Source organism: Roseibium sp. (assembly GCF_048260565.1).
Classification (GTDB): domain Bacteria; phylum Pseudomonadota; class Alphaproteobacteria; order Rhizobiales; family Stappiaceae; genus Roseibium.
In genome coordinates, this window is the sequence record NZ_JBLXGP010000002.1 from 650,027 (window position 1) to 674,085 (window position 24,059).

The 24,059-nt window shown below is 60.5% G+C and carries 17 protein-coding genes; 9 read left to right on the plus strand and 8 right to left on the minus strand.

Annotated elements, in window-relative coordinates; genetic code table 11:
* Nucleotides 1-26 precede the first annotated feature (26 nt).
* Together ACN0SO_RS07380 and ACN0SO_RS07385 are read left to right on the plus strand one after the other, a co-directional pair.
* Nucleotides 27-677 (plus strand): ceramidase domain-containing protein, encoded by a 651-nt coding sequence (locus ACN0SO_RS07380; protein WP_417676080.1) that lies wholly within the window; start codon nt 27-29, stop codon nt 675-677.
* A 91-nt stretch (nt 678-768) separates the two neighbouring features.
* Nucleotides 769-3,063 carry an NADP-dependent malic enzyme gene (locus tag ACN0SO_RS07385; RefSeq protein WP_417676082.1) on the plus strand — a complete coding sequence of 765 codons (2,295 nt, stop codon included), beginning with the start codon at nt 769-771 and terminating at the stop codon, nt 3,061-3,063.
* Between the two features lie 50 nt (nt 3,064-3,113).
* Here the strand turns inward: ACN0SO_RS07385 and ACN0SO_RS07390 are convergent, their stop codons facing one another.
* On the minus strand, nt 3,114-4,682 hold the full coding sequence (locus tag ACN0SO_RS07390) for a putative bifunctional diguanylate cyclase/phosphodiesterase (protein WP_417676084.1): 1,569 nt from the start codon (nt 4,680-4,682) through the stop codon (nt 3,114-3,116).
* 478 nt (nt 4,683-5,160) lie between these two features.
* On the opposite strand from ACN0SO_RS07390, the gene ACN0SO_RS07395 reads away from it, so the two are divergent.
* The gene (locus ACN0SO_RS07395; protein ID WP_417676086.1) at nt 5,161-6,519 is read left to right on the plus strand and encodes a DEAD/DEAH box helicase; all 1,359 of its coding nucleotides are present in this window, start codon (nt 5,161-5,163) and stop codon (nt 6,517-6,519) included.
* A gap of 671 nt (nt 6,520-7,190) precedes the next feature.
* Here the strand turns inward: ACN0SO_RS07395 and ACN0SO_RS07400 are convergent.
* Complete coding sequence (locus ACN0SO_RS07400; RefSeq protein WP_417676088.1) at nt 7,191-8,873, minus strand: electron transfer flavoprotein-ubiquinone oxidoreductase; 1,683 nt, start codon at nt 8,871-8,873, stop codon at nt 7,191-7,193.
* Between the two features lie 332 nt (nt 8,874-9,205).
* Between ACN0SO_RS07400 and ACN0SO_RS07405 the strand changes: the two genes are divergently transcribed.
* The 4 genes from ACN0SO_RS07405 to ACN0SO_RS07420 all read left to right on the plus strand — a co-directional run bounded on the left by ACN0SO_RS07405 (nt 9,206) and on the right by ACN0SO_RS07420 (nt 12,307).
* Complete coding sequence (locus ACN0SO_RS07405; RefSeq protein ID WP_417676412.1) at nt 9,206-10,144, plus strand: uracil-DNA glycosylase; 939 nt, start codon at nt 9,206-9,208, stop codon at nt 10,142-10,144.
* Between the two features lie 147 nt (nt 10,145-10,291).
* On the plus strand, nt 10,292-11,062 hold the full coding sequence (locus ACN0SO_RS07410; RefSeq protein ID WP_417676090.1) for a PilZ domain-containing protein: 771 nt from the start codon (nt 10,292-10,294) through the stop codon (nt 11,060-11,062).
* A 159-nt stretch (nt 11,063-11,221) separates the two neighbouring features.
* Complete coding sequence (locus ACN0SO_RS07415) at nt 11,222-12,079, plus strand: S49 family peptidase (protein ID WP_417676092.1); 858 nt, start codon at nt 11,222-11,224, stop codon at nt 12,077-12,079.
* A 36-nt stretch (nt 12,080-12,115) separates the two neighbouring features.
* Entirely contained in the window at nt 12,116-12,307 is a 192-nt protein-coding gene (locus tag ACN0SO_RS07420; RefSeq protein ID WP_346915501.1) for a hypothetical protein, read from the plus strand.
* Nucleotides 12,308-12,334: 27 nt separating this feature from the next.
* Here the strand turns inward: ACN0SO_RS07420 and glyS are convergent, their stop codons facing one another.
* The gene (gene glyS / locus ACN0SO_RS07425; RefSeq protein ID WP_417676095.1) at nt 12,335-14,476 is read right to left on the minus strand and encodes a glycine--tRNA ligase subunit beta; all 2,142 of its coding nucleotides are present in this window, start codon (nt 14,474-14,476) and stop codon (nt 12,335-12,337) included.
* A gap of 363 nt (nt 14,477-14,839) precedes the next feature.
* Between glyS and ACN0SO_RS07430 the strand changes: the two genes are divergently transcribed.
* Nucleotides 14,840-16,351: a putative bifunctional diguanylate cyclase/phosphodiesterase gene (locus ACN0SO_RS07430; RefSeq protein WP_417676097.1), complete on the plus strand. Its 1,512-nt coding sequence runs from the start codon at nt 14,840-14,842 to the stop codon at nt 16,349-16,351.
* Here the strand turns inward: ACN0SO_RS07430 and gltS are convergent.
* From gltS to ACN0SO_RS07455, 5 genes are all read right to left on the minus strand, one after another.
* Nucleotides 16,348-17,562 carry a sodium/glutamate symporter gene (gene gltS / locus ACN0SO_RS07435; protein WP_417676099.1) on the minus strand — a complete coding sequence of 405 codons (1,215 nt, stop codon included), beginning with the start codon at nt 17,560-17,562 and terminating at the stop codon, nt 16,348-16,350. The two genes, ACN0SO_RS07430 and gltS, sit on opposite strands and share 4 nt — an antisense overlap.
* Nucleotides 17,563-17,629: 67 nt before the next feature.
* Entirely contained in the window at nt 17,630-19,588 is a 1,959-nt protein-coding gene (locus tag ACN0SO_RS07440) for a DUF2207 domain-containing protein (protein WP_417676101.1), read from the minus strand.
* An 11-nt stretch (nt 19,589-19,599) separates the two neighbouring features.
* A complete protein-coding gene (locus ACN0SO_RS07445) occupies nt 19,600-20,157 on the minus strand; it encodes a LemA family protein (protein WP_417676103.1) in 558 nt (185 codons plus the stop codon).
* 96 nt (nt 20,158-20,253) lie between these two features.
* Nucleotides 20,254-21,183: a glycine--tRNA ligase subunit alpha gene (locus tag ACN0SO_RS07450; protein ID WP_417676414.1), complete on the minus strand. Its 930-nt coding sequence runs from the start codon at nt 21,181-21,183 to the stop codon at nt 20,254-20,256.
* Between the two features lie 145 nt (nt 21,184-21,328).
* Nucleotides 21,329-22,567: an MFS transporter gene (locus ACN0SO_RS07455; protein ID WP_417676105.1), complete on the minus strand. Its 1,239-nt coding sequence runs from the start codon at nt 22,565-22,567 to the stop codon at nt 21,329-21,331.
* A 394-nt stretch (nt 22,568-22,961) separates the two neighbouring features.
* On the opposite strand from ACN0SO_RS07455, the gene nadA reads away from it, so the two are divergent.
* Nucleotides 22,962-24,044 carry a quinolinate synthase NadA gene (nadA, locus tag ACN0SO_RS07460; protein WP_417676107.1) on the plus strand — a complete coding sequence of 361 codons (1,083 nt, stop codon included), beginning with the start codon at nt 22,962-22,964 and terminating at the stop codon, nt 24,042-24,044.
* The last annotated feature ends 15 nt before the right edge of the window (nt 24,045-24,059 follow it).

Consider the following 24,059-nt stretch of genomic DNA (forward strand, 5'->3'; position numbering starts at 1 on the left):
CCGCGACCGCCGGCGGTAAACGGGAGATGAAATTGGACCTCGGCGCACAGGTTGATCGGTATTGCGAAAGGGTTGGTCCGGAGTTCTGGGCCGAACCGCTGAATGCGGTAACCAATGCCGCGTTTCTGATCGCGGCGATCGTCGCCTACTTCATGTGGCGGAAGAAGACGCCGGACGACAGGGTCGGGCTTCTGCTGATCGGCATCGTCTTCCTGACCGGGATCGGCTCCTTCCTGTTTCACACCTTCGCGACCCGGTGGGCCGGGATGGCCGACGTCATTCCTATCGTCGTGTTCATCCATCTCTATCTTCTGATTGCTCTGAAGCGGTTCCTGGGAATGTCCTGGGTTCTCGCCGGAGCGCTTGTCATCGGCTTCTTCGTGATGTCACCGGGCCTGGGCGAGGTCTGGGCGCCGATCCTCGGATCGTCCGCCTTCTATCTGCCGGCGCTGCTTGCGATCTTCGCGGTCGGGATCGCCTTCTGGCGGATCGACAACAGGCTTGGCCGGGATCTGCTGCTGACCGGTGTCCTGTTCGCCGTCTCCGTCACCTTCCGGGCGATGGACATGCCCTTGTGCGCCGACGTAACGGTTGGGACACATTTTCTATGGCATATCTTCAACAGTCTGGTGCTGTTTTCGCTTCTGCGGGTTCTCATTTTACACCGCAGCGGGTAATCCCTTTGTCTAATAAGGAACTTGGATTACGCGTCGGCAACGCACAGGCAGGCCGAATGCGATTTGGTATGATGGAAGAGAGGCGGCAGCCATGAGCGACGACAAGACCACCGGCAGCGACCTGACCGAAGCCGCCCTGTTCTATCACCAGCACCCAAGGCCCGGTAAACTCGAGATTCAGGCGACAAAGCCGCTCGGCAACCAGCGCGACCTGGCGCTGGCCTACTCTCCTGGCGTTGCCGCTCCCTGCCTGGAAATTGCCAAGGATCCGGCCAAGGCGGCCGATTATACCGCGCGGGGCAATCTGGTCGCCGTCATTTCCAACGGCACCGCCGTTCTGGGTCTCGGCGCCATCGGTCCGCTGGCCTCCAAGCCGGTTATGGAAGGCAAGGCGGTTCTGTTCAAGAAATTCGCCGGCATCGACGTTTTCGACATCGAGGTCGATGAACGCGACGTCGACCGGTTCGTCAATGCGGTCGCCGTGCTCGAACCCACCTTCGGCGGCATCAATCTGGAGGACATCAAGGCACCGGAATGCTTCCAGATCGAGGCCAGGTTGCGGGAGCGGATGAACATTCCCGTCTTCCATGACGACCAGCACGGTACGGCGATCATCGTCGGCGCCGCCGTCCGCAACGGTCTGGAACTGGCGGGCAAGAAGATCTCCGAGGCGAAGATCGTCGCATCTGGGGCAGGGGCGGCAGCCCTTGCCTGCCTCAACATGCTGGTGAGCCTGGGCGCGAAGCTGGAAAACATCTGGGTCACGGATATCGAGGGTGTCGTCTACGAGGGCCGCGAAGCGCTCATGGACGAATGGAAGGCGAAGTTCGCGCAAAAGACCGACAAGCGGACCCTTGAGGAGGTCATCGACGGCGCGGACGTCTTCCTCGGCCTGTCCGCCGCCGGCGTGCTGAAGCCCGACATGGTCGCGAAAATGGGCAAGGGCCCGCTGATCCTGGCGTTGGCCAATCCCAATCCCGAAATCATGCCGGAAGAAGCGCTGGCCGTGCGACCGGACGTGGTGATGTGTACCGGCCGGTCCGACTATCCGAACCAGGTCAACAACGTCCTGTGCTTCCCCTATATCTTCCGCGGCGCGCTCGATGTCGGCGCGACCACGATCAACGAGGAGATGAAGCGCGCGGCCGTCGAGGCGATCGCGGGTCTTGCCCGGGAAGAGCCGTCGGATGTGGCCGCCCGTGCCTATGGCGGAGCGACGGAAACTTTTGGACCGAACTACCTCATTCCCTCACCCTTCGATCAGCGCCTGATTTTGCGGATCGCGCCGGCCGTCGCCAAGGCGGCCATGGAAACCGGCGTCGCCACCCGGCCGATCGAGGATTTCACCGCCTATCTGGACCGGCTGAACCGCTTCGTCTTCCGCTCCGGCCTGATCATGAAGCCGATCATTCAGGCGGCGACCCAGGATCCGAAGCGGATCATCTACGCCGAGGGCGAGGACGAGCGGGTTCTGCGTGCCGCCCAGGTGCTGATGGAGGACAACATCGCCCGCCCGATCCTGGTGGGCCGGCCGGATGTCCTGCAGGCCAGGTGCGAGCGTTTCGGCCTGAAGATCCGGCCGGGAGAGGATTTCGAGTTCATCAATCCGCAGGACGATCCCCGATACCGCGATTATGTCGACGAGTATTTTTCCTGCGTCGGCCGAAAAGGCCTGCCGCCGGATGCGGCGCGTACGATCGTGCGCACCAATTCGACGGTCATCTCCGCGCTTGCTGTCCGCAGGGGCGATGCGGATGCGGTGATCTGCGGTCTCGAAGGCCGCTTTATCCGTCATCTGCGGGATATCCGCCAGGTCATCGGCATGCGCGACGGCGTCTGCGACCTGTCGGCGCTTTCGCTGTTGATCAGCAGCCGCGGCGCGGTGTTCCTGACCGATACCTTCGTGACGGAGGATCCCGGTGCGGAAGAACTGGCCGAAATGGCCCTGCTGGCGGCGGAAGAGATTCACCGCTTCGGCATCGAACCCAAGGCCGCCCTGCTGTCCTTGTCGAACTTCGGGTCGCGAGATACGGCATCCTCACGCAAGATGCGGGAGGCGCTGGAAATCCTCTGGCAGTCTCATCCGGATCTGGAAGTGGACGGCGAGATGCACGGCGACGCCGCGTTGAACGAGTTGCTGCGCGAGCGCGTGATGCCGAACGGCAAGCTGAAAGGCGAGGCGAACCTGCTGCTCTTCCCGAACCTGGATGCGGCCAATATCGCTCTCAACCTGCTAAAGGTTTCCACCCAGGCGCTTCACGTCGGACCGATCCTGCTCGGAACCGCGAAACCGGCGCACATCCTGACGCCGTCAGTCACGTCCCGCGGCGTGGTGAATATGTCGGCCCTGGCATGTGTGGAAGCCCAGAAGCTAGCCGGCGCCTGACGGAATCCGTTCGTCGCGCCGCACGCTGTGCGAGCCGTCGTCCTTGTGGATCAGGCAGACACCTGTCGGCTCGGCTCTGTACCGGATGCTGAGCCCGTATTCAGCAAGGCCAGGGCCTGCTCCGGCGGGACCGCCTTGCCGAACAGGTATCCCTGGCCGAAGCTGCAGCCCAACTGCTTGAGATAGTCGAGCTGGCTTTCCTGCTCGATGCCTTCTGCCGTCGTCGAGATGCCCAGGCCGCTCGCCAAAGCAACCGTGGTTCTGACGATCTTCGACTTCTTTTCGTCCTGCTCCAGGCCGGAGACGAAAATCCGGTCGATCTTGATCTTGTCGAATGTCAGGACGGAAAGCTGCGCCAGGCTGGAATAGCCGGTGCCGAAATCATCCAGAACGACGCGGATGCCTGCGCCGCGAAGATCTCTGATCATGGCCGCGGCCAGTTCGGTGTCGCGCACCAGGGCGCTTTCGGTGATCTCGATTTCCAACCGATGGGGGTTGAGGCCGGTTTCCCCCAGGATCTTGAATATTTTCAGGCCCAGGTAACGGTCTTCCAGCATTCGGGGTGAGATATTGAAGGCAAGACCCACCTGTTTCGGCCAATCCATGGCGTCCCTGCACGCCTGGCGGAGCAATTGTTCAGAGAGCTCCGAAATCAGGCCGGTCGTCTCGGCCATGCGGATGAACAGTTCCGGCGAGATGAAACCGTCCTCGGGCGTGTTCCATCGGGCGAGGGCTTCGAAGCCGACGATCGTGCCCCTCTTCAGATCGACGAGAGGCTGGTAAAAGGGAACGATGTCGCCATTTGCCACCGCGTCTCGCAACTGGCGCTCGATACGGGTACGGCGGGCGAGATCCTCGTTGATTTCCGGCTGAAACTCCACAAAGGAATTGCGTCCCTGCCGTTTGGCGACGCTCAGCGCCAGGATGGCCTGCTTGACGACGTCTTTCAGCCGGAGGCCATGTTCGGGGTAACTTGAAAGACCCACGCAGGCTCCGACGGAGATCTGCATCCCTTTGATATCGAAAGGCCTGTTCAGCAAGTTTATCAGGTCTTCGGCCAACTTGCGGGCCTGCTCGGGATCGGAGCAGTTCTGGCAGCGGTTCGTTGCCGTGCAGCCGGCGATGAGGAGAAATTCGTCGCTGCCGAGCCGGACGAGAATGGCCTCGGGCATAAAGGCGGAAAGTCTCCCGGCGAGATCGATCAGCAGCGTGTCTCCACCGTCAGGTCCCACCGTTTCATTGACCTTCTTGAAACCGTCCAGATCGAACGCCAGGACCCCGTAGCCTATCTTTCCGAAAGCCGTTTCGACGATATCGGGAGCCTTTTCCTTCAAGAACCGGCGGTTAGGCAACCGGGTGAGAAAGTCGTGATAGGTAATCCAGTCGGCTTTGGATTCCGCAAGCGTGCGTCGTCCCTGCTCGCGTCTGAGGTCGAGGATTTTGCGAAAGCCGAAGGCGTAGCCGGCGCATCCGACCAGAAGCGCACCGATAATGATGCCGTCGATATTGGAGTGTAGCTGCGCGTGCCAGCCCACCTGCAGAAGCTTGAGAACGCCGGCGGCCCATATCGCGGCAAATGCAACACAGACGAAAAATCCAGCCAGCAATCCGTAGCGCATGATTTTGCGCTTGTTGGGTATTTGGAATTCTTTTCGCATCAGGACGGCTCGGATAATTCCGAATAATTTTCAGGTGGTAATATTGACATTGCAATACTTTGGATTGTCTTAACGCTCAGAGCTGGCCCCCTCATTTTTAAAGGGGTGAGAGATAAGGTCCCTTGACTTTGCAGTGCACAAATCCCATAAAGTGATCATCGCATTCGACCGCCGCGTGAGCGGTCCGCACAAAAGCGCTGACTTTCTAGCGCTGAAATTTGTGCAAGATGCAGCCTCAATCGGTTTTTGTATAACCGGCAATTTCCCGAGTTCCCATTTCACGCGGGGTTCTGACGATCGGCGCGACCTGAGCGGACAATCCAGTCCCAGGTGAGTGTGCCAGTCGTAACCGCAATCTCAGACTCCACCGCCGATAGGTCGTGGGGATTTGGCGCATTTTGCCGCAATCCGGCGGAATGCAGTTCCAGAAGGGTATCACTTGACAGAATTTAAATCGCTTGGCCTCTCCGACCAACTTCTGAAGGCCATCGAGGCGAACGGCTATGAAACGCCGACGCCGATCCAGAAAGACGCAATCCCGCTTATCCTCAAAGGCGAAGACCTGATGGGTCTCGCGCAGACAGGGACCGGTAAAACCGCTGCCTTCGGTTTGCCTTTGGTTGAACGGCTTCTTGCCGATCCCAGAACGCCGGAGCCCAGGGGAGCGCAGGCGCTGATCCTTGCCCCGACACGCGAGCTGGTCAACCAGATCGCGAAGAACCTGGTGTCTTTCGTGCGCGGCACGCCGCTCAGGGTGACGTCCGTCGTCGGCGGCGTGTCCATCAACAGCCAGATCAAGCGCATGTCGCGCGGAACGGATATTCTTGTCGCGACGCCCGGGCGTCTGCTCGATCTCGTCGACCGGAATGCCGTGACCCTGAAGAGCGTTTCGTTCCTGGTTCTCGACGAGGCCGATCAGATGCTCGACCTCGGGTTCATCCATGCCCTGCGCAAGATCGCAGCGCTGGTTTCGAAGAAGCGCCAGACTCTCCTGTTCTCGGCAACCATGCCGAAGCAGATCAACGAACTGGCCCAGTCCTATCTCACCGATCCGGTCCGGGTCGAGGTCGCGCCCGTCGGCAAGACTGCGGACAAGGTCGGTCAATGCGTCCATTTCATGGACCAGAAGGCCAAGACGGACTTCCTCGTTTCGACGCTGTGCGAGCGGCCCGGTGACATGTCTCTCGTCTTCTGCCGCACCAAGCACGGTGCCGAACGGCTGATGCGCAAGATGGTCTCATCCGGCATCAAGGCAGGCTCCATTCACGGCAACAAGAGCCAGAGCCAGCGTGAGAAGGCCATCAAGGGTCTTCGCGAAGGGCAGATCAAGGTTCTCGTTGCGACAGATGTCGCGGCCCGCGGCATCGATATTCCGGGCGTCAGTCACGTCTATAATTTCGAGCTGCCGGAAGTCGCGGAAGCTTACGTCCACCGGATCGGCCGGACTGCGCGTGCCGGTGCGGATGGCGAAGCCGTGGCGTTGTGCAGCCCGGAAGAAATCGGCCTGTTCCGTCAGATCGAAAAGCTGATCGGCATTTCGATCGAAGTTGCCAGCGGCGAAGTTCCGCCTGCGAGCGCCGCCGTTTCCCCCGGCAAGGGCCGGGGCGGAAACCGCGGGCGCCAGAACAATGGTGGCCAGAACAACGGCGGCCGGAATAGGAACAATGGCGGCCGAAACAATGGCGGTCAGGGCAGAGGCGGACAGTCGTCTCGCTCCAATGACAACGACAATGCGGCGTTCAAGCCGCGTGGGGCGAAGCCGAGACGGCCTGCCCGCCGGCGCACGGAAGCTGCATAAGCAACAGCTTGGGGACGGTTCCTCGACCGGTGGCGGATAGCCGCCGGTCGCTGCTTCCACGCCGCAATTTTGTGCGGATAAGAAATCTCCATATTCATTCGAAAAAGCGTTTGACCGTTTTGTCACTTGTATGTATACAAACGAAAATGGTTGACGCAAGGGAACTTGCGGGTGTCTGCGGTGGCCGAATTGGTCGAACCGGACACTGATTGGTGAGGTGCATTTTACCGTCCGGTAAAGTCTGCCTTATCGTATATTGAGCTTCGGTAGCTTTAAAGCCGCGGAATACTGTGTATCAGAGTCAATTCAGTCCTCTTGTCCGTGCATACCCGGATGAGGCGCGGTCTGTATTGCTGTTTGTAATAGTGAGGGGACGGCCAGGTCGTCCGATCATGGAAGAATGCTCAGGTGAGGGGCGCCAAGTCTACACCTGAATGTATACAAAATATCTTGTGGTAGCGGGCAAAGCCCGGGTTCCGGTTCAACAAGACGAACAAGCAGTTCGCGGGAACCCATATGGCCTTTGACAACCGCGACCGGCTGCTCCGACTTCCATCGGCAGCCAGCCGGAAATGACCCATCGGCCACAAGCAAACGGCACCGGGATCCTCCCCGGTGCCGTTTTTGTTTGTCCGGTGCTTTGTTCTTGGGCCGTCCGGCAGGCGTTTGCCTTACATATTCGGATAGTTGGGGCCGCCGGTCCCTTCGGGAACCGTCCAGGTGATGTTGCCGTTCGGATCCTTGATATCGCAGGTCTTGCAGTGGACGCAGTTCTGCGCGTTGATCTGGAACCTCGGCGCGTCTTCGCCTTCTTCCACCCATTCGTAGACGCCTGCGGGGCAATACCGGTTCGAGGGGCCGGCGAAGATGTCGTGTTCCGAGGACTTCTGCAGCGCTTCGTCGCCCACCTTCAGATGGATCGGCTGATCCTCCTCGTGGTTGGTGTTCGACAGGAACACGGAGGAGAGCTTGTCGAAGGAGATCACGCCGTCCGGCTTCGGATAATCGATCTTCGGACAATCCTTGGCCGGCTTGAGGGTGGCCGCATCGGTCTTGCCGTGCTTCAGGGTGCCGAAGAAGGAGAAGCCGAACAGTTCGTTGGTCCACATGTCCATCCCGCCGAGCGCGATGCCAAGCACGGTGCCGAACTTCGACCAAAGCGGCTTCACGTTGCGAACCGTCTTCAGATCCTTGCCGATTTCGCTCGCCCGCCAGGCGGCGTCATAGCCGGTCAATTCCGTATTGGCTTCGCCCCGGCCGATGGCTGCCATGACCTCTTCCGCCGCCAGCATGCCGGACAGCATGGCGTTGTGGGAGCCCTTGATCCGGGGCACGTTCACGAACCCGGCCGAGCAGCCCATGATGAGACCGCCGGGGAAGGAGAGCTTGGGAACGGACTGGTAGCCGCCTTCGGTGATCGCCCGTGCGCCATAGGCTATGCGCTTGCCGCCCTCGAACGTGTCGCGAATGGCCGGGTGGGTCTTGAAGCGCTGGAACTCGTCGAAAGGCGACAGCCACGGATTTTCATAGTTCAGGTGCAGCACGAAGCCGACCGCCACCTGGTTGTCCTCCAGGTGGTACAGGAACGATCCGCCGCCGGTCTTGCCGTCGAGCGGCCAGCCGAAGGAATGCTGGACCAGTCCGGGCCGATGCTTCTCCGGGTCGATCTGCCACAGTTCCTTGAGGCCGATGCCGAACTTCGGAACGTCGCAGTCCCGGTCGAGGGCGAATTTCGCGATCAGTTCCTTGGCAAGCGAACCGCGCGCACCCTCGCCGATCAGCGTGTATTTCGCCCGCAGTTCCATGCCGCGGGTGAACTGGGCGTTCGGCTTGCCGTCGCGGCCGATGCCCATGTCACCAGTGGCAACACCGACGACGCGACCATTGTCGTCATAAAGGATTTCGGCGGCCGCGAAGCCCGGATAGATCTCGATACCGAGCGCCTCGGCCTTTTCCGCCAGCCAGCGGCAGACGTTGCCGAGCGAGACGATGTAATTGCCGTGATTGTTCATGAGTTTCGGCATGAACATGTTCGGCAGGCGCAGGGAACCGGCCGGACCGAGAACCAGGAAATGATCGGCGGTGACCGGCGTCTTGATCGGCGTGTCCTCGTCGCGCCATTCCGGCAGCAGTTTGTCCAGCCCGATCGGGTCGATGACGGCGCCGGACAGGATATGGGCGCCGACTTCGGAGCCTTTCTCCAGAACGACGATGCTCAGCTCTTCGCCCTTCTCATCGGCGATCTGCTTCAGCCGGATCGCGGCAGCCAGACCGGCCGGGCCGGCGCCGACGATAACGACGTCAACGTCCATGCTTTCGCGTTCGCCAAGCTCTGCCCCATCCTGTTCGGACATTGAGTTCTCCCTCGCTTGATATCCGGTCATGGCCGGATACTACCCCTTTTGCATCATCGGCCTTAAGTACGCACGACCCTACTGGCAGCCTTGCCCCGATCAAATGCGAATTTCGGCTTATGTCATCCGATTGGCACATAGACTGAAAAGTCGTTCCGTCGTCAAGTCCACGACTTACGCTTACGTAAGCGGAATTTTTAGTCCGGGTGAGGCGCGCGAAGGGAGTCAATCTGTTGGACAAGCGGTTTTACGCGGATAAAACATCCTGCCTTGGCTTTGTCACAGGACGCGGGAGCGAATAGAATACCTGCGGAGGCCATAAGGTGCAGTCGATGGATCAGGCAAACAGGGAACTTGAAGCGCTGCTGGATTTTTATCTGGCAAGCGGAATCGATTGCCTGTTGGAGACGGATCCGGTCGATCGTTTTGCCGAAACCGCAAGGCGCGCCGAAAGGCGGGCGGGCGAACAGATGTTCCGCCCCTCCGACCGTCAGGTTCAAGGGCCAGGCCCTGCCGCAGCCCAATCTCCCCTGTCCCGGATGCCGGGAGCGGATAGACCCTTGCCGCAAACGGCCCCGCACTCGATATCGTCTAACCCGGCAGCGCAGCCGCAGGGTGGCGAAGCTTCCGGGGGCGGGGCTTCGGCGGTTCTCCCGAACGCATCAGTCGTGGAATCCGCCCGCGATGCCGCCGGGAACGCTTCGACGCTCGAGGAGCTTCGCGCCTGCCTGGAAGGGTTTGACGGCTGCAATTTGCGTCTGACGGCCAAGAATCTCGTTTTTGCCGACGGCAACCCGCAGGCCCGGGTTATGTTCGTCGGCGAGGCTCCGGGCCGGGATGAGGATTTGCAGGGCAAGCCCTTTGTCGGCCGCTCCGGACAATTGCTCGACCGGATGCTGAACGCCATCGGCCTGGACCGGTCAGGCGCCTATATCGCCAATGTGGTGCCCTGGCGCCCCCCCGGAAACCGGACCCCGACACCGCAGGAAACGGAAATCTGCAAGCCGTTCATCATGCGCCAGATCGAACTCGTAAAACCGGATATTCTTGTTTTTCTTGGATCGGCATCCGCGAAAACCTTGCTGGGCACCCAGGAGGGCATCAGAAAATTGCGTGGGCGCTGGATGAATTTTTCCACCGGAAATGCAGAGATTGCGTGCGTTGCAACCTATCATCCTGCCTATCTTTTGCGCAGCTCGCTTGAGAAAAGGCAATCCTGGCAGGATTTTCTATCGATTAAGCAAAAGCTTGCAGAAAAACGGACTAACTAAAGTTAATATGGTTTAAGGCTGAATATATTTTTCCAATTAGATTTCGGACTCTTGAAAATACGCTATATGGAGAATTTTTACAGGGCCGTTAACCTGAAGTTTGCATTGGGCGGGTATTTCCTTACTGAGAAGTAAGGGAAACCACTCGTGACCGCTTTGGCCCAAAACATACCGGAAGGCGCAACGCTGGCCGTTCTGATCGTCGATCTGGAGCGCCTTCTTTGCATCGAGGGATCTGCGTCAGGGTTTTCCGGTTCCGGCTGCAGTATTCTTTCCCACCGCGTGAACGAACTGAACGAAATGATCGGTTTGCGCGTGGACGGCCTGGAAAAGATGATCAAAGGCCGGATCACCTACGTTTCGGACGGTGAAGCCAAGGTTCTCTTTGATTTCAGTGAATCCAGCAAGGACCAGGAAAAGCGGAAGGAGCAGCGCCGTCCCGTTCATATACCGGCGCGTGTCAGCGATCTGTCCGGAAACGCCTCGATCCATTGCATCATATCCAATGCCAGCAAGAACGGATGTCGTCTCGAGGGGAAGGGGGTCGGGCATCTGCCTGATGACATCTTTCTGCGCATAAACGGGCTGGACTTGCCCGTTCGCGGCAGCATTGCGTGGCGTGGACCCGAATGCGCCGGTGTCCGCCTATGTTGGCAGTTTACGTCCGGCAAGGAAATGAAGCCCGTGCTCAATGACATGAACCCCATGCACAAGGGTGTGGGGAGACGGGCGGCAGGCTTCGGGTCTGGCAAAAAGCGCGTGAATGCTGTCGGAAATGCCGGCGACGCAGAACAAACCGCCGAAGACATCGAAAAAGCTGCCGAAGAAATTACCCTTCGCGAACAGAAACGAGCCGAACGCAAGGCCCGCCGCGCGGAAGCTGGTGCGTTTGGAGCGCGCAAGGGCGCCCAGCTCTGATCCCGGTCGAGCGTTATTCCGGTATTTTCCGATACAAGAGAAGCGTCGCATCCTCCTGCGATCGGCGGACGTCGTTTCGAAATCGCGGACGACGGGTTATATTTGCGCCCACTTGGCACTATATGCCGTTAGATACCCTCTTCCGGAGCTCCCGCTTACGTGTTCGATAAATTGCGCAACTTGCTTCCCAAAGCCTTTCGTAACGACAAGACGATTATCCCGGTCGTCCGCCTTCAGGGTGCGATCGGAATGGTGACACCGCTCCGTCCGGGCCTTTCGCTTGCCTCCGTTTCCCAACCGCTGGAAAAGGCGTTCGCAATGAAAAAAGCGCCTGCCGTGGCGCTGATCGTGAATTCGCCGGGCGGGTCGCCGGTTCAGTCGCGCCTGATTTTCAAGCGGATCCGCGATCTCGCAGAGGAAAAGGAAAAGGACGTACTCGTCTTCGTGGAAGATGTGGCAGCGTCCGGTGGCTATATGATCGCCCTTGCCGGCAACGAGATCTACGCGGACCCGTCCTCCATCGTGGGGTCCATCGGCGTGGTTGCGGCCGGTTTCGGCTTTCCCGAACTTCTGAAGAAGATCGGTGTCGAACGCCGGGTCTATACCGCCGGCGAAAAGAAGGTGATCCTGGATCCGTTCAAGGAAGCCGATCCGGACGACATCGAGTTCCTCAAAGGACTGCAGCAGGAAATCCACGAGGTCTTCATCGATATGGTGAAGTCGCGCCGCGGTGACATTTTGTCCAATGACGAAGACCTCTTTTCAGGTAAGTTCTGGACCGGCGGAAAAGCCCGGGAACTGGGTCTGGTCGACGAGATCGGCGACCTGCGCGGTGTCCTGAAAAAACGGTTCGGCGACAAGGCGGAGCCCAAGCTGATTTCCGCACCGCGCGGACTGTTCGGCCGCAAGAGCGGGGTCGGTGTCGCGGCACGGTTCCTGGAAGGCGAAGGCGGGCTTGCCGACGAGATGATATCTTCGCTTGAAGCGCGCGCATTATGGCAGCGTTACGGGCTTTGAGGCTTCAGACCGGGCAGGGCCGGCGAGGGAGATGACATGACGGAATTACTCGGATTTGCAGCCCTCGCCGTCGGCGGTTACTGGGTCGTGAACCGCATGAAGAAGAAAATGGCCGAGGTCGAACGACGGCTGTCCGAGGCAGCCGCCGCGGCCAAAGGCCCCAACGGCGAGCCGGTTCGGACCCTGAAGCAGGATCCGGAGACGGGCCGCTACCGGCCCGAACAGTAACCCGGCTCACTCAGAAGAAGATCCGGCTTAGCCCGCCACCTTCGAGAAATCCGCAACCACATGGGTGGCGTTGCGGATTTCGGACAGGAGACGCAGCCGGTTGAGACGGATTTCCGCCTCTTCCGCATTGACCAGGATGTCCTCGAAGAACCGGTCCACCGGCGCGCGCAGCTTCGACAGCGCTTCCATGGCGCCCGCAAAATCTTCTCGCTCCACCGCATTCTCAGCATCGGCACGCGCAGTGTCGATCGCCGCGGCGAGATCGACTTCCGCCTGTTCCTTGAAGTGGTCAGCCTGCGGCCGGCCCTCGACAGGTGCGCCGTCCTTCTTTTCTTCCGCCTTGAGGATGTTGACCGCACGCTTGTAGCCGGCGAGCAGATTGGCGCCGTCCTCGGTCTCCAGGAACTTGCCGAGCGCCTCGACCCGCCTGACCACCATCAGCAGATCGTCCTGGCCTTCCATGGCGAAGACCGCATCGATCAGGTCGTGGCGCGCGCCTTCGTCCTTCAGATAGACCTTGAGCCGGTCGGCCAGGAAGGCGAGGAGGTCCTCATTCTTTGATGGATACTCAGCACCTGCCCAAGTGACGGGGATATCTGCTTCGATCTCAAAGCGAGGATTGTTCTCGTCAAGCGTCGCTAGAAGCGTATGAGCATCCTTAAAAAGTGGCATCAATCGCAGGCGCAGACTGTTCTCCAGAATGATCCGGATCACGCCGAGCGCGGCGCGGCGCAGCGCATAGGGGTCCTTCGACCCGGTCGGCTTTTCGTCGATCGCCCAGAAGCCGGCCAGAAGGTCCAGCTTGTCGGCAAGGGCAACGGCGATGGCGACCGGATCGGTCGGCACGCTGTCCGAAGGCCCTTGCGGACGGTAATGATCCTCGATGGCCGTTGCGACGGAGGCATCCTCGCCCTGGGCCGTCGCATAGTAGCGGCCCATCAGCCCCTGGAGTTCCGGGAATTCGTAGACCATCGACGACACCAGATCCGCCTTCGCAAGCGTTGCCGCCCGTTTGGCCTTGGTCTTATCGGCGCCGATCAGAGAGGCGGTTTCGGCGGCAAGTGTCTCCAGCCGTTTAACCCGCTCGCCCTGGGAGCCGAGTTTCTCGTGGAAGACGATGCCGTCCAGTTTCGGCAGATTATCGGCGAGTTTGGTCTTCAGGTCGGTTTCCCAGAAGAAGCGCGCGTCCGAAAGCCGGGCACGGATGACCTTCTCGTTGCCGGCGACGATCTCCTTGCCACCATCGGAGGCTTCGATGTTGGAGGTCAGGACGAAACGGTTCGCCAGCTTTCCGGACTTCGGATCCTTGAGCACGAAGCACTTCTGATTGGCCCGGATGGTCAGCCGGATGCATTCGTCCGGGATCTCCAGGAACGCCTCCTCGAAGGTTCCCGTCAGCACCACCGGCCATTCGACCAGGCCGGCGACCTCTTCCAGCAGGCCTTCGTCCTCGACCAGCTCGAGACCGAGGGCAAAGGCGCGGTCGCGGGCATCATGGACGATGATGTCCTTGCGCCGGTCCGCGTCGAGCACGACCTTGTGCTTTTCGAGCGCCGGGGCGTAATCGTCGAAGCGGCGCACGGCGAAGGCCTCGTCCGCCAGGAAACGGTGGCCGCGGGTCGTCTTGCCGGACACGATGCCGTCCACCTCGAAGGGAACCACGTCCGGCTCCTCGGTTTCAGGACCGAAGGTCGCGATGATCGAATGCAGCGGCCGGACCCAGCGCATCTGGCCGGTACCCCAGCGCATGGATTTCGGCCAGGGGAAGCCACGGATGATGCCGGGCATGAAGTCGGCGATGATGTCGATGGCGTTCCGGCCGGGCTTTTCGATCACGGCGACGTAGAACTCGCCCTTCTTCGGGTCGCTCTGAATTTGCGCCTGATCGATCGATGTCAGACCCGCTCCGCGCAGAAACCCTTCGACTGCCTTTTCCGGCGCGCCGACGCGCGGGCCCTTGCGCTCTTCCCGGGTTGCCGCGGAGGCAACGGGAACACCGGCGACATGCAGGGCGAGCCGGCGCGGCGTCGCGAAGGCCTTGGCGCCTTCGTAAGTCAGGCCTGCCTCGACCAGGGCGTTGGTCACGAGCGACTTGAGATCATCGGCGGCGCGGCGCTGCATGCGCGCGGGGATTTCCTCGCTGAAAAGTTCAAGCAGGAGATCTGGCATCGGAATTACTAGCCTTCGGTAGAGCGGGATCCTTCGGATCGGTCGGCCCGTCCGTTAGCAAGTCCGCCCGGTCTTGTCACCCCCTCTCGGCGATGCGAGGGAAATTTGCCGCCGCCGGTTCCGTTTGCGCCCTAACCTTCAGGGAGACAAAGGAGGTTTCCAAATCGGGAATACTTTCAATGTCTTTGAAATTTCGGCATTAAAGCGTCAAATTTAGGTAATCGATTTCATTGTTCCTAAAGGAAAAGCGGCGAAAATCTAGGGTTCGAGCAATCGAATATCAGAGCGAAACGGCGCAAAGTGAAAAATCCCTTTAAAAGGCTCTCCCGGTCTCAATGGTTGGTGCTTTGCGCTGCGGGTTCGGTGCCTTTATTCGGATACCTGATCGCTCAACTTCACCCGCTTTCGTTCCTGCCCGCAGAAGGCAGTGCCCGGCATCATTTCGTGGAGGTGCTGGTCAGTGTTCTGGCGTGTCTGATCCTGTTCGGGCTTTTCCTGGGTGTCCGAGCGGTGTTCGGACTGCGGCGGGAATTGCGCGAGCGCAAGGCGGAGCAACAACGCACGCTTGAAATGGCGCAACATGATGCTCTGACCGGTTTGCCGAACCGGCGGAAATTTCAGGAAACCCTGATCGAACTGACCGCGTCTCTGGCGCCGGAGAAATACCGCGCCGTGATGATGCTGGACATGGACGGGTTCAAGACGATCAACGATGTCTACGGTCATGGTTTCGGCGATGCGCTGCTGACCAGCTTCGCCGAACGTCTGCGCAGAACGGTTGGCGAGGATGGCATCGTTGCCCGTCTAGGTGGCGATGAATTTGCGGTCGTCACCCCCGAGATCAGCGAAGTAAGCGAAGCGTCGGCTCTGGCGAACCGGATCCTCCAGCGCATTCAGGAAGTCTTCGTCCTGGAGTCCCGGCAGGTCACGATCGGCAGCGGCATCGGGATCTCCATTTTCCCGGATGATGGGTATTCGCCAGCCGAATTGCTTCGGCGCGCGGACATCGCCCTCTACCGAGCCAAGACCTCCGGCAGGTCGTCCTACTGCTTCTTCGAAGTCGATATGGACGCGACGATCCTGCACACGACATTGCTCGAGCAGCGGCTGCGCAACGCGATCGAAAACCGGTTGATCAAGGTCTACTACCAACCGATCCTCGATCTGGGAACACGGGAAATTGTCGGCTTTGAAGCCCTGGCGCGCTGGTCGGATCCGGATTTCGGACAGGTCTCGCCCGCCCAGTTCGTGCCGATTGCCGAGGACTGCGGCCTGATCGGAGAGATGACCGAAACTCTTCTGAGCGAAGCCTGCTCCGTCGCGAAAACCTGGCCCCGCTACATCGGCCTGAATTTCAACATATCTCCACTTCAGCTACAGGATCTGTCGTTCCCGCTGAAAATCATCTCGGTGCTGTCGCAGACTGGCTTGCAGCCGGATCGGCTGACCCTGGAAATCACCGAAACGGCGTTGATGCGCAACGCGGACACAGCGCAAGTCATTCTCCGGCAACTGTCCGATGCAGGGGTGAGAATAGCCTTGGACGATTTCGGAACCGGTCACTCAAGCCTGACCTATCTGCGCGATTTTCCGATCGACAGGGTGAAGATCGACAAATCCTTCACCATGCATCTGGCCGACAGCAAGGAATGCGAGGCCATAGTTGAATCGATTCTGGTGCTCTCCAGGGGGCTCGGCGTGGAAGCCGTTGCCGAAGGGATCGAGCAGCAGGAGGTCCTGCGGAAGCTGAGCGACAGCGGCTGTAACCTCGGACAGGGCTTCCTGTTCGGTGCCGCCCGGCCGCAGGAGAAACTTGCCGAGATGCTTCGACGCGCCGATGAGCCGGAAGCGGAGCGCGCCCGTCATTCGGCCTAACCCAGAAACAGCCAGATGATCGCGGCATTGCTGAGGTCGACGAAAAAGGCCGAGACCAGCGGCAGGATCAGCAGCGCCTGGGCGGCGGCGCCATATTGTTTCGTCACGGCGGACATGTTGGCAATGGCCGTCGGTGTCGCCCCCAGGGCAAAGCCGGCAAAGCCCGCCCCCAGGACCGCTGCGATATAATCCCTGCCCATGACGGGAAACAGCACGAAGACGATGAACAGCGCGGCGCAGGCGACCTGAACGGCCAGAATGACCATCATCGGCGCGGCAAGCTCCGCAACGACCCACAATTGCAGTCCCATCAGGGACATGGTCAGGAAGATGCCGAGCGCCAGATCGGAGATGACCGCCAGGGATTTCGATCTGGCGGGCCATTTCATGTTCGGGAACGCGAACGGCACGGTGTTCGACAGGACGATCCCGCAAAACAGGCAGACGACAAAGAGCGGCAGGTCCAGTCCGGTATTCGACAGGATCTCCTGAAAGGCGACCCCGAGCGCGATCGCGATATTCAGGACCAGAAGGCTGCGCATCAGGCCGGTGTGGGTGACTTCGGCAGTCGGCTCCGTATCCCGCTCCAGGCCGATGATCGGAATTTCCTCGTGAACGGACGGGTCCGGCTTCGCGCCCCTGCGATTGATCAGGTAATCGGCAACGGGACCGCCCAGAAGGCTGGCCGCGATCAGACCGAGTGTTGCGGTGGCGGCTCCGATCTCGACGGCGCCCGTCACGCCGTAGCTGTCTGCCAGGGTCGGGCCCCAGGCGATCGCCGTGCCATGGCCGCCGACGAGCGCGATGGTTCCGCCAATCAACCCGAAACCGGTCGGCTGGCCCATGGTCAGCGCGAGCCCGACGCCGATCCCGTTCTGCAGCACCATGTAGCACAGGGTCAGGAGCAGCAGTTTCAAAAGGGGGATGCCGCCGCGCGCCAGGTCTCCGAACCGGGCGTTCAGGCCAATGGCGGTGAAGAAGTAGAGCAGCAGGAAATCGCGGGTTTGAAGGGAGAAGGCGATTTCGCCGCCCGTGATCAGGTAGTAGCAAAGGGCGCAAACCGCCACGAGCAGCCCGCCTGAGACCGGTTCGGGGATGTTGTAGGCATTGAGAAACGGAATGGTCCGGTTGAGGCGCACGCCGAGGAAATAGACGATGATCGCAATATTGAAACTCGCGAACTCGCCGATCGTTACAGGACCCTGCGCCATGCCTGTTCTCCTGGTTGCCCGATCAAACGCCGCCGTTCATAACTTCCGGCTTCGGTCGGCGCGCCGGTTACCATCCACCGCCGCCGCCTCCGCCTCCTCCTCCGCCGGAGAAACCGCCTCCGCTGGAAAAGCCCGAACTCGATGACTTCGGCGCGGGCAGGGAGGTGCTGAAGCTTCCCGCCATCGCGCTGGTCACGTCGTTCATGGAGCCGGCAATGTTATGGCCGTCGAACACCTGCCCGGAATACCACGCCGGAGCATAGGATGCGGCGACCGCAGCCCCGGCCGCCGTCAGCAGCCACGCCTGGAAGGCGTTCGACCAGGGTTTTTCCACGCCGAGAGCAACCGCATAGGGCAACAGCGTTTCGAAATGGGAGGGGCTCATTTCCGGGGCGCCCTCCATGTTCATCCGGTCCTTCTCGGCAACCGTCAGATAAAGCTTCAGACCTTCGATCTCGTCGAGGACCTGACGGCCGGCAACGGTCGGCGCCCCCAGCAGGTAGTAGAACAGCAGGTTGGAGGCAACCAGGGCGACGGCAAGAGCCGGAAGCAGCGGTATTCCGAAGCTGCCGCTGAAGAGGATCGGAACCGCGCTGACAAGAATGGACATGCCGAAGCCGAAGATCATGAAAATGGCAGCGATCTTCGCGAAGATATTGCCGGAGCGCCGAAACAGCTTGCCGAAATTGACGGAGAAAACCGTTACGAAAACCCCGATAAAAAGGACCGGCATGAACAGCGCAATCTGATCTTCGGACAAGTTGCCGAAGACCACCAGCGCGATTGCGGCCAGAACGCTCAGGATCGCGCCGGGGATCACGTAACCCCAGTTCTTCTTGAAATACCGTGCCCGGCTTTCAGACTCGATCGCGGAGCGGAACTTGCGTCCGAGCGTCTGGACCGACTTGCCGTTGTCCTTGTTGATCGTGAGCGGGCTGCCGCGATTCCGCAGCCACCGGTTCACTGCGGATTCGCCCCTGGGAAGAGGATCGTCCCATGCATTTCTCGGATTGCCGTCCGGCTTCGGAACAAGCTTGACCGTATCGCCGGGCGCCTCCAGCACCAGCCGGCCTTTCACGGCGAGGTTCAGGCAGGCAGCCGACAGCGCCTTCCAGCCGCCGTCGCCGAAACCGCGGTTGGTGACGTAATTGGCAAGGGCCGGAGAAATCCCTTCCGGCGCCTTGAAGCGCGGGAAGATCACGCCTTTCGGCGGATCGCGGCCGACCTGCCACCAGGCAATCAGATAATAGGCAAGCACCAGAAGCACGCCGATGCTGCCGATGATCTCCGCCCGGTAATCCATCAGGAAATAGGCCGCTTCCTGTTCGCGCGTCGGCGGCGCGACGACACCTTTGGGCATCGCCACGACAACGGTCAAACCTTCCTGCGGCCCAAGTCCACGTGTTGTCTTGAAGAGAACGCTGTTGTCGCCGTCTTCGGATGTCACCGTGACGGCGGATTCCCTGGAGCCGTAACGCCCGGTAAAGGCGGTCCATCTGGTGGCCTTGTCGCCTTCGGGCAGGATCACCAGCGCTTGGGCCTGGTCGATCGGAAAGATCCATTCGTTGCCGGTGGCGTTCCAGTAAACCTCGTCATGGTCGTCGAAGAACCGGATCTGACGGGTCGTCTCGTAACGCAGCGTGTAAGTGTAAGTGCCGGGCCGGAGTAAGACGTCCTCCTTGCCGACATAAATGCGCACGCCGCCGTTGGCGCGCTTGACCGTATAGGAGTCCGGCCTGCCGTCGCGCAGAACTTCCAGGAGTTCGAACCCGGCTTTTTTCTCCCGGCCGTCCGCGTCCTCGAAGGTCAGGGGAATGTCCCTGTAGATGCCGCGCTTGATCTTGTTCCCTTCGGCCGTGACGGTGATCTTTTCCGTGACGGTCAGGGTGCCGTCATGGGCGACAGCGATGGTGGAGCCGAAATTCAGGATGCGTTCGTCGGCGAGAGCATGGGTCAGGGCCGCGAAGAAAGTGAGACAGCCAACGACAAACGCTGTCAGGCGGCGGGAAATACGGAAGCCCGGCATGGCCAGCCCCTTCAGAAACTGACTTTGGGAACGGCCCGGTCGGCGGCGTCCTCGATTTCGAAATACTCGCGTTTTTCGAATTTGAACTGCGAGGCGATCAGGTTGGAGGGGAAACTCTCGACCATGACGTTCAGGCCGCGTACGGCGCCGTTGTAATAGCGCCGCGCCATTTGCAGGGCGTCCTCGATCGAGTCGAGTGAGGCGTGGAGGTCCTGGAAATTCGCGCTGGCCTTCAGGTCGGGATAGGCCTCGGCCACGGCAAAAAGCCGACCGAGCGCCTGGGACAGCATGCCTTCCGCCTGGGCCCGACCCGCCACATCGCCGGAGGGGACATTGGCCGCCCGGGCGCGCATTTCGGTGACCTCTTCCAGTGCCCCGCGCTCGTGTTCCGCGTAGCCCTTCACGGTCTCGACAAGGTTGGGAATAAGATCGGCCCGGCGTTTCAGTTGGACATCGATGCCGCTCCAGCCTTCCTCCACCATCTGCCGTTTCGTGACGAGCTGATTGTAGAGGTAGATGACATAAAGGCCGATCAGAACCAGTAGGCCGAGGATGATCCAGGTCGTCATGAGGGCGTGCTCCGCAATCGATTTTCGCGAAGGCTAGCCCCTCAGCGTAAAAAAGTCATCCGTAAGGGTAACGAGTTGCGCCCGATCAGGGACGGTTCAGCCCTCGTAGCCGACGCCGCCGGCTTCCGTTTCCAGGAAGGCCGCGCCGCAGGCTTTCGCCAGCTCGCGGACCCGCAGGATATAGCTCTGGCGCTCGGTCACCGAGATGACGCCGCGCGCGTCCAGCAGATTGAAGGCATGGCTGGCCTTGATGCACTGGTCGTAGGCCGGCAGCACCACCTGATGCACCGGTGCGCCGGCGTCTTCACGGGCCTTGGCACCGGCGGCAAGCAGCGCCTTGCATTCGTTTTCCGCGTCCTTGAAGTGGCGGAACAGCATGTCCGTGTCGGCATGTTCGAAATTGTGCCGGGAATATTCCTGTTCGGCCTGCAGGAAGACGTCGCCATAGGTGACCTTCTCGTCGCCCTCGCGGCCGTTGTAGTTCAGGTCGTAGACGTTATCGACGCCCTGGATATACATGGCGATGCGTTCCAGGCCGTAGGTGAGTTCGCCGGAAACCGGTGAGCATTCGAAGCCCGCCACCTGCTGGAAGTAGGTGAACTGGGACACTTCCATGCCGTCGCACCAGCACTCCCAGCCAAGGCCCCAGGCGCCAAGCGTCGGGCTTTCCCAATCGTCTTCCACGAAGCGGATGTCGTGGACCTTTGGGTCGAGGCCGATGGCGTAGAGCGACTTCAGGTAAAGGTCCTGCAGGTCGGCGGGCGACGGCTTCAGGATCACCTGGAACTGGTAATAGTGCTGCAGGCGGTTCGGATTTTCGCCGTAGCGCCCGTCGGTCGGCCGGCGCGACGGCTGCACATAGGCCGCCTTCCATGGACGCGGTCCGAGCGAGCGCAGGGTGGTGGCAGGGTGAAAGGTACCTGCACCCACTTCCATGTCATAGGGCTGAAGCACGACGCATCCCTGATCGGCCCAGAACCGCTGCAGGGTCAGGATCAGGCCTTGAAAGGAGTTCTGGGGGCGCATGTGCGCCGGGATGGCGTCGTTCGACATGAGAAGCTTTTCCGCGTGGATATAGGCAGGGCCGTTATTCGGCGCGACAGGTGCCACGGCGGGGGCGGAAGGTCAAGCACCGGAGAGCCGATGCATTCCCTCAAGTCCGGGTCTGCTCTTATTGCGCCGGTTGTCCGGCAAGCCGGGCGACGGGTTGCTCCTTGATCGGCCAGTGAATGACCGCGGCAAAGAGGCCGAGCGCGATGCCCATCCACCAGATGGCGTCATAGGATCCGGTGGTGTCGTAGAGATAACCGCCCAGCCAAACGCCGAGGAAGGATCCGATCTGGTGAGAGAAGAAAACGAAGCCGAACAGGGTTGCCATGTAGCGCGGGCCGAACATGACGGCGACAAGTCCCGATGTCGGCGGCACCGTGGACAGCCATAGGAAGCCCATCGCGGCAGCGAACACCAGAACCGTCAGCGGGGATGCCGGAACCAGAATGAACACCGTGATGACGATCGCCCGGGCGAAATAGATCAGCGACAGGAAATGCGACTTGGAATAGCGCCCGCCGATATAGCCGGAAACCAGCGAGCCAACGATGTTGCACAGGCCGATCAGAGCGATCGCGATCGCGCCCCACGACGGGTCCAGGCCGAGATCGGCGATATAGGGCGGCAGATGGACGGTGATGAAGGCAACGTGAAAGCCGCAGACGAAGAAACCCAGGGTCAGCAGAAGGAAACTGCGGGTGCCGAAGGCTTCCGCCATGGCCTGTGTGAGACTTTGGTCCGGACCCAGGCCCATGCTTGCCGGTGCGTGCGGACGGCCCCTGAGCGCGATGGCCAGCAGCGGGATCGCCATGAGCAGGCCGGAAAACACGATCAGCGTTTCCTGCCAGCCGAAGCCCTCGATCAGGGAATTGCCGAGCGGGGCGAAGACGAACTGTCCGAGCGATCCGGAAGCCGTCCCGATGCCGAAGGCGATCGACCGCTGTTCGGGGGTCACCACCCGTCCGAAGGCGGCGATCACGAGAGAAAACGAGGAAAAGGCGATGCCCAGGCCAATCAGGACACCGCCGGACAGGTGCAACGCCATCGGCGTTTCGGCATTCGCCATCAGAAGCAGGCCGGCTGCGTAGAGAACAGCGCCCAGGCTCATGGTCTTCCAGGTCCCGTAGCGATCGGCCATCATGCCGGCCACCGGCTGGGCCGCACCCCAGATCAGGTTCTGTATGGCAATGGCAAGCGCGAAGATTTCCCGGCTCCAGTCATGGGCCTCGGTCATCGGCTGAAAGAAGAAGCCCATGGCCGAACGCGGGCCGAAGGACAACAACGCGATCACGCAGCCGCAGACGATCACAAGGGGAACGTTCGGACCGCTTTTGGCAGGGTAGAAAGTATCGTCGGACATGAGATCCCGCAGCTGCGGCCTTGGCCGCTGTTATTCATCGTTACCTTACGATAAACGCGCTAACGGATAGGAGAAAGCGATTTTTTCTGATCGATCCATAAATGTTTGGAATGAATTAGGGGATGGATCCGGACCGGCAGATACAGGGGCAATTCGTCGGCTGGAGCGGCGGTCGTCCAGCCCCCTTTAGGGTTTGACTGTCTCTGGAAATTATCTAAGGCTTTGAAAAGATTGATGATGTTCCAAGAAGGAAAAATTAGGCGACGAACCCGGTAGATTTCAGGGGAGGAACCGCCTATATAAACTCAATCAGAGCAAAAGACGGCAGAGGGCCCTTGGCCCGTTTTCTTTTGTCATTGATATACTCAAATTGAGTATATATAGGGAGGTCCCCATGACCATAGCCAGGAATGCAGCGGCACCGCGTGCAGGGTCCCATTCGGCAGAGCGTGCCATCGACCGGTTCGGGAGGATCGAACGCCCGGCGCTCGACTATACGCCCGAGGTGGCGGAAGCGACCGCGCCGATCTACGAAAAGGTCAGGCACATCGTCCCGGCGATCGAATGGCCGGTGCTGGCTCCCACGATCCATGCCATCAACCGGCTGAAGAAGGAGCGCAACGCGGTCGTCCTGGCGCACAACTACATGACGCCGGACATCTTCCATGGCGTCGCGGACATCGTCGGCGACAGCCTGCAGCTTGCCATCGAGGCGACACGCACCGATGCGGACATCATCATCCAGTGCGGCGTCCACTTCATGGCCGAGACGTCGAAGATCCTGAGCCCGGAAAAGACCGTTCTGATCCCGGATATGCACGCCGGTTGTTCGCTGGCGGAATCGATTACCGCCGAAGACGTTCGCGGTCTCAGGCAACGCAATCCCGGCGTGCCGATCATCACCTATGTGAACACGTCGGCCGATGTGAAGGCGGAATGCGATATCTGCTGCACCTCCTCCAACGCCCTTCAGGTGGTCGAGAGTTTCGGCGCCGACCGGGTGTTCCTGATCCCGGACAAGTATCTGGCCGCCAATGTCGGCAACAAGACCGATGTGGAGGTCCTGGTCTGGGACGGCGCCTGCGAGGTCCATGAACGCTTCACCGCCGAGGAGCTGCGCGACTATCGCAGGATCGATCCGGGCGTGAAGATCATCGCGCACCCCGAATGCCCGCCCGAGGTGGTCGCGGAAGCCGACTTTGCCGGATCCACCGCACATATGATCGACTGGGTGAAGACCGAGCAACCGAAGAAGGTGATGATGATCACGGAATGCTCCATGGCCGACAACGTGGCGAGTGAGACGCCGGATGTGGAGTTTGTCCGGCCGTGCAATCTCTGTCCGCACATGAAGCGGATCACCCTGACCAAGATCCTCGACTCTCTGGTCGAAATGAAGGAAGAAGTGACGGTCGATCCGGTGGTGGCCGAAAAGGCTCGCGTTGCGGTCGAACGTATGATCAATCTGAAAAGCTGACCGGCCACTCGCCCT

Coding starts and splice junctions, on each gene's coding strand:
- ACN0SO_RS07405 (WP_417676412.1), top strand. CDS start 9,206: ATGGATCAGGCAAACAGGGAACTTGAAGCGCTGCTGGATTTTTATCTG.
- ACN0SO_RS07455 (WP_417676105.1), bottom strand. CDS start 22,567: ATGTCCGACGATACTTTCTACCCTGCCAAAAGCGGTCCGAACGTTCCC.
- nadA (WP_417676107.1), top strand. CDS start 22,962: ATGACCATAGCCAGGAATGCAGCGGCACCGCGTGCAGGGTCCCATTCG.
- ACN0SO_RS07440 (WP_417676101.1), bottom strand. CDS start 19,588: ATGCCGGGCTTCCGTATTTCCCGCCGCCTGACAGCGTTTGTCGTTGGC.
- ACN0SO_RS07380 (WP_417676080.1), top strand. CDS start 27: ATGAAATTGGACCTCGGCGCACAGGTTGATCGGTATTGCGAAAGGGTT.
- gltS (WP_417676099.1), bottom strand. CDS start 17,562: ATGGCGCAGGGTCCTGTAACGATCGGCGAGTTCGCGAGTTTCAATATT.
- ACN0SO_RS07385 (WP_417676082.1), top strand. CDS start 769: ATGAGCGACGACAAGACCACCGGCAGCGACCTGACCGAAGCCGCCCTG.
- ACN0SO_RS07420 (WP_346915501.1), top strand. CDS start 12,116: ATGACGGAATTACTCGGATTTGCAGCCCTCGCCGTCGGCGGTTACTGG.
- ACN0SO_RS07450 (WP_417676414.1), bottom strand. CDS start 21,183: ATGCGCCCCCAGAACTCCTTTCAAGGCCTGATCCTGACCCTGCAGCGG.
- ACN0SO_RS07390 (WP_417676084.1), bottom strand. CDS start 4,682: ATGCGCTACGGATTGCTGGCTGGATTTTTCGTCTGTGTTGCATTTGCC.
- ACN0SO_RS07400 (WP_417676088.1), bottom strand. CDS start 8,873: ATGTCCGAACAGGATGGGGCAGAGCTTGGCGAACGCGAAAGCATGGAC.
- glyS (WP_417676095.1), bottom strand. CDS start 14,476: ATGCCAGATCTCCTGCTTGAACTTTTCAGCGAGGAAATCCCCGCGCGC.
- ACN0SO_RS07445 (WP_417676103.1), bottom strand. CDS start 20,157: ATGACGACCTGGATCATCCTCGGCCTACTGGTTCTGATCGGCCTTTAT.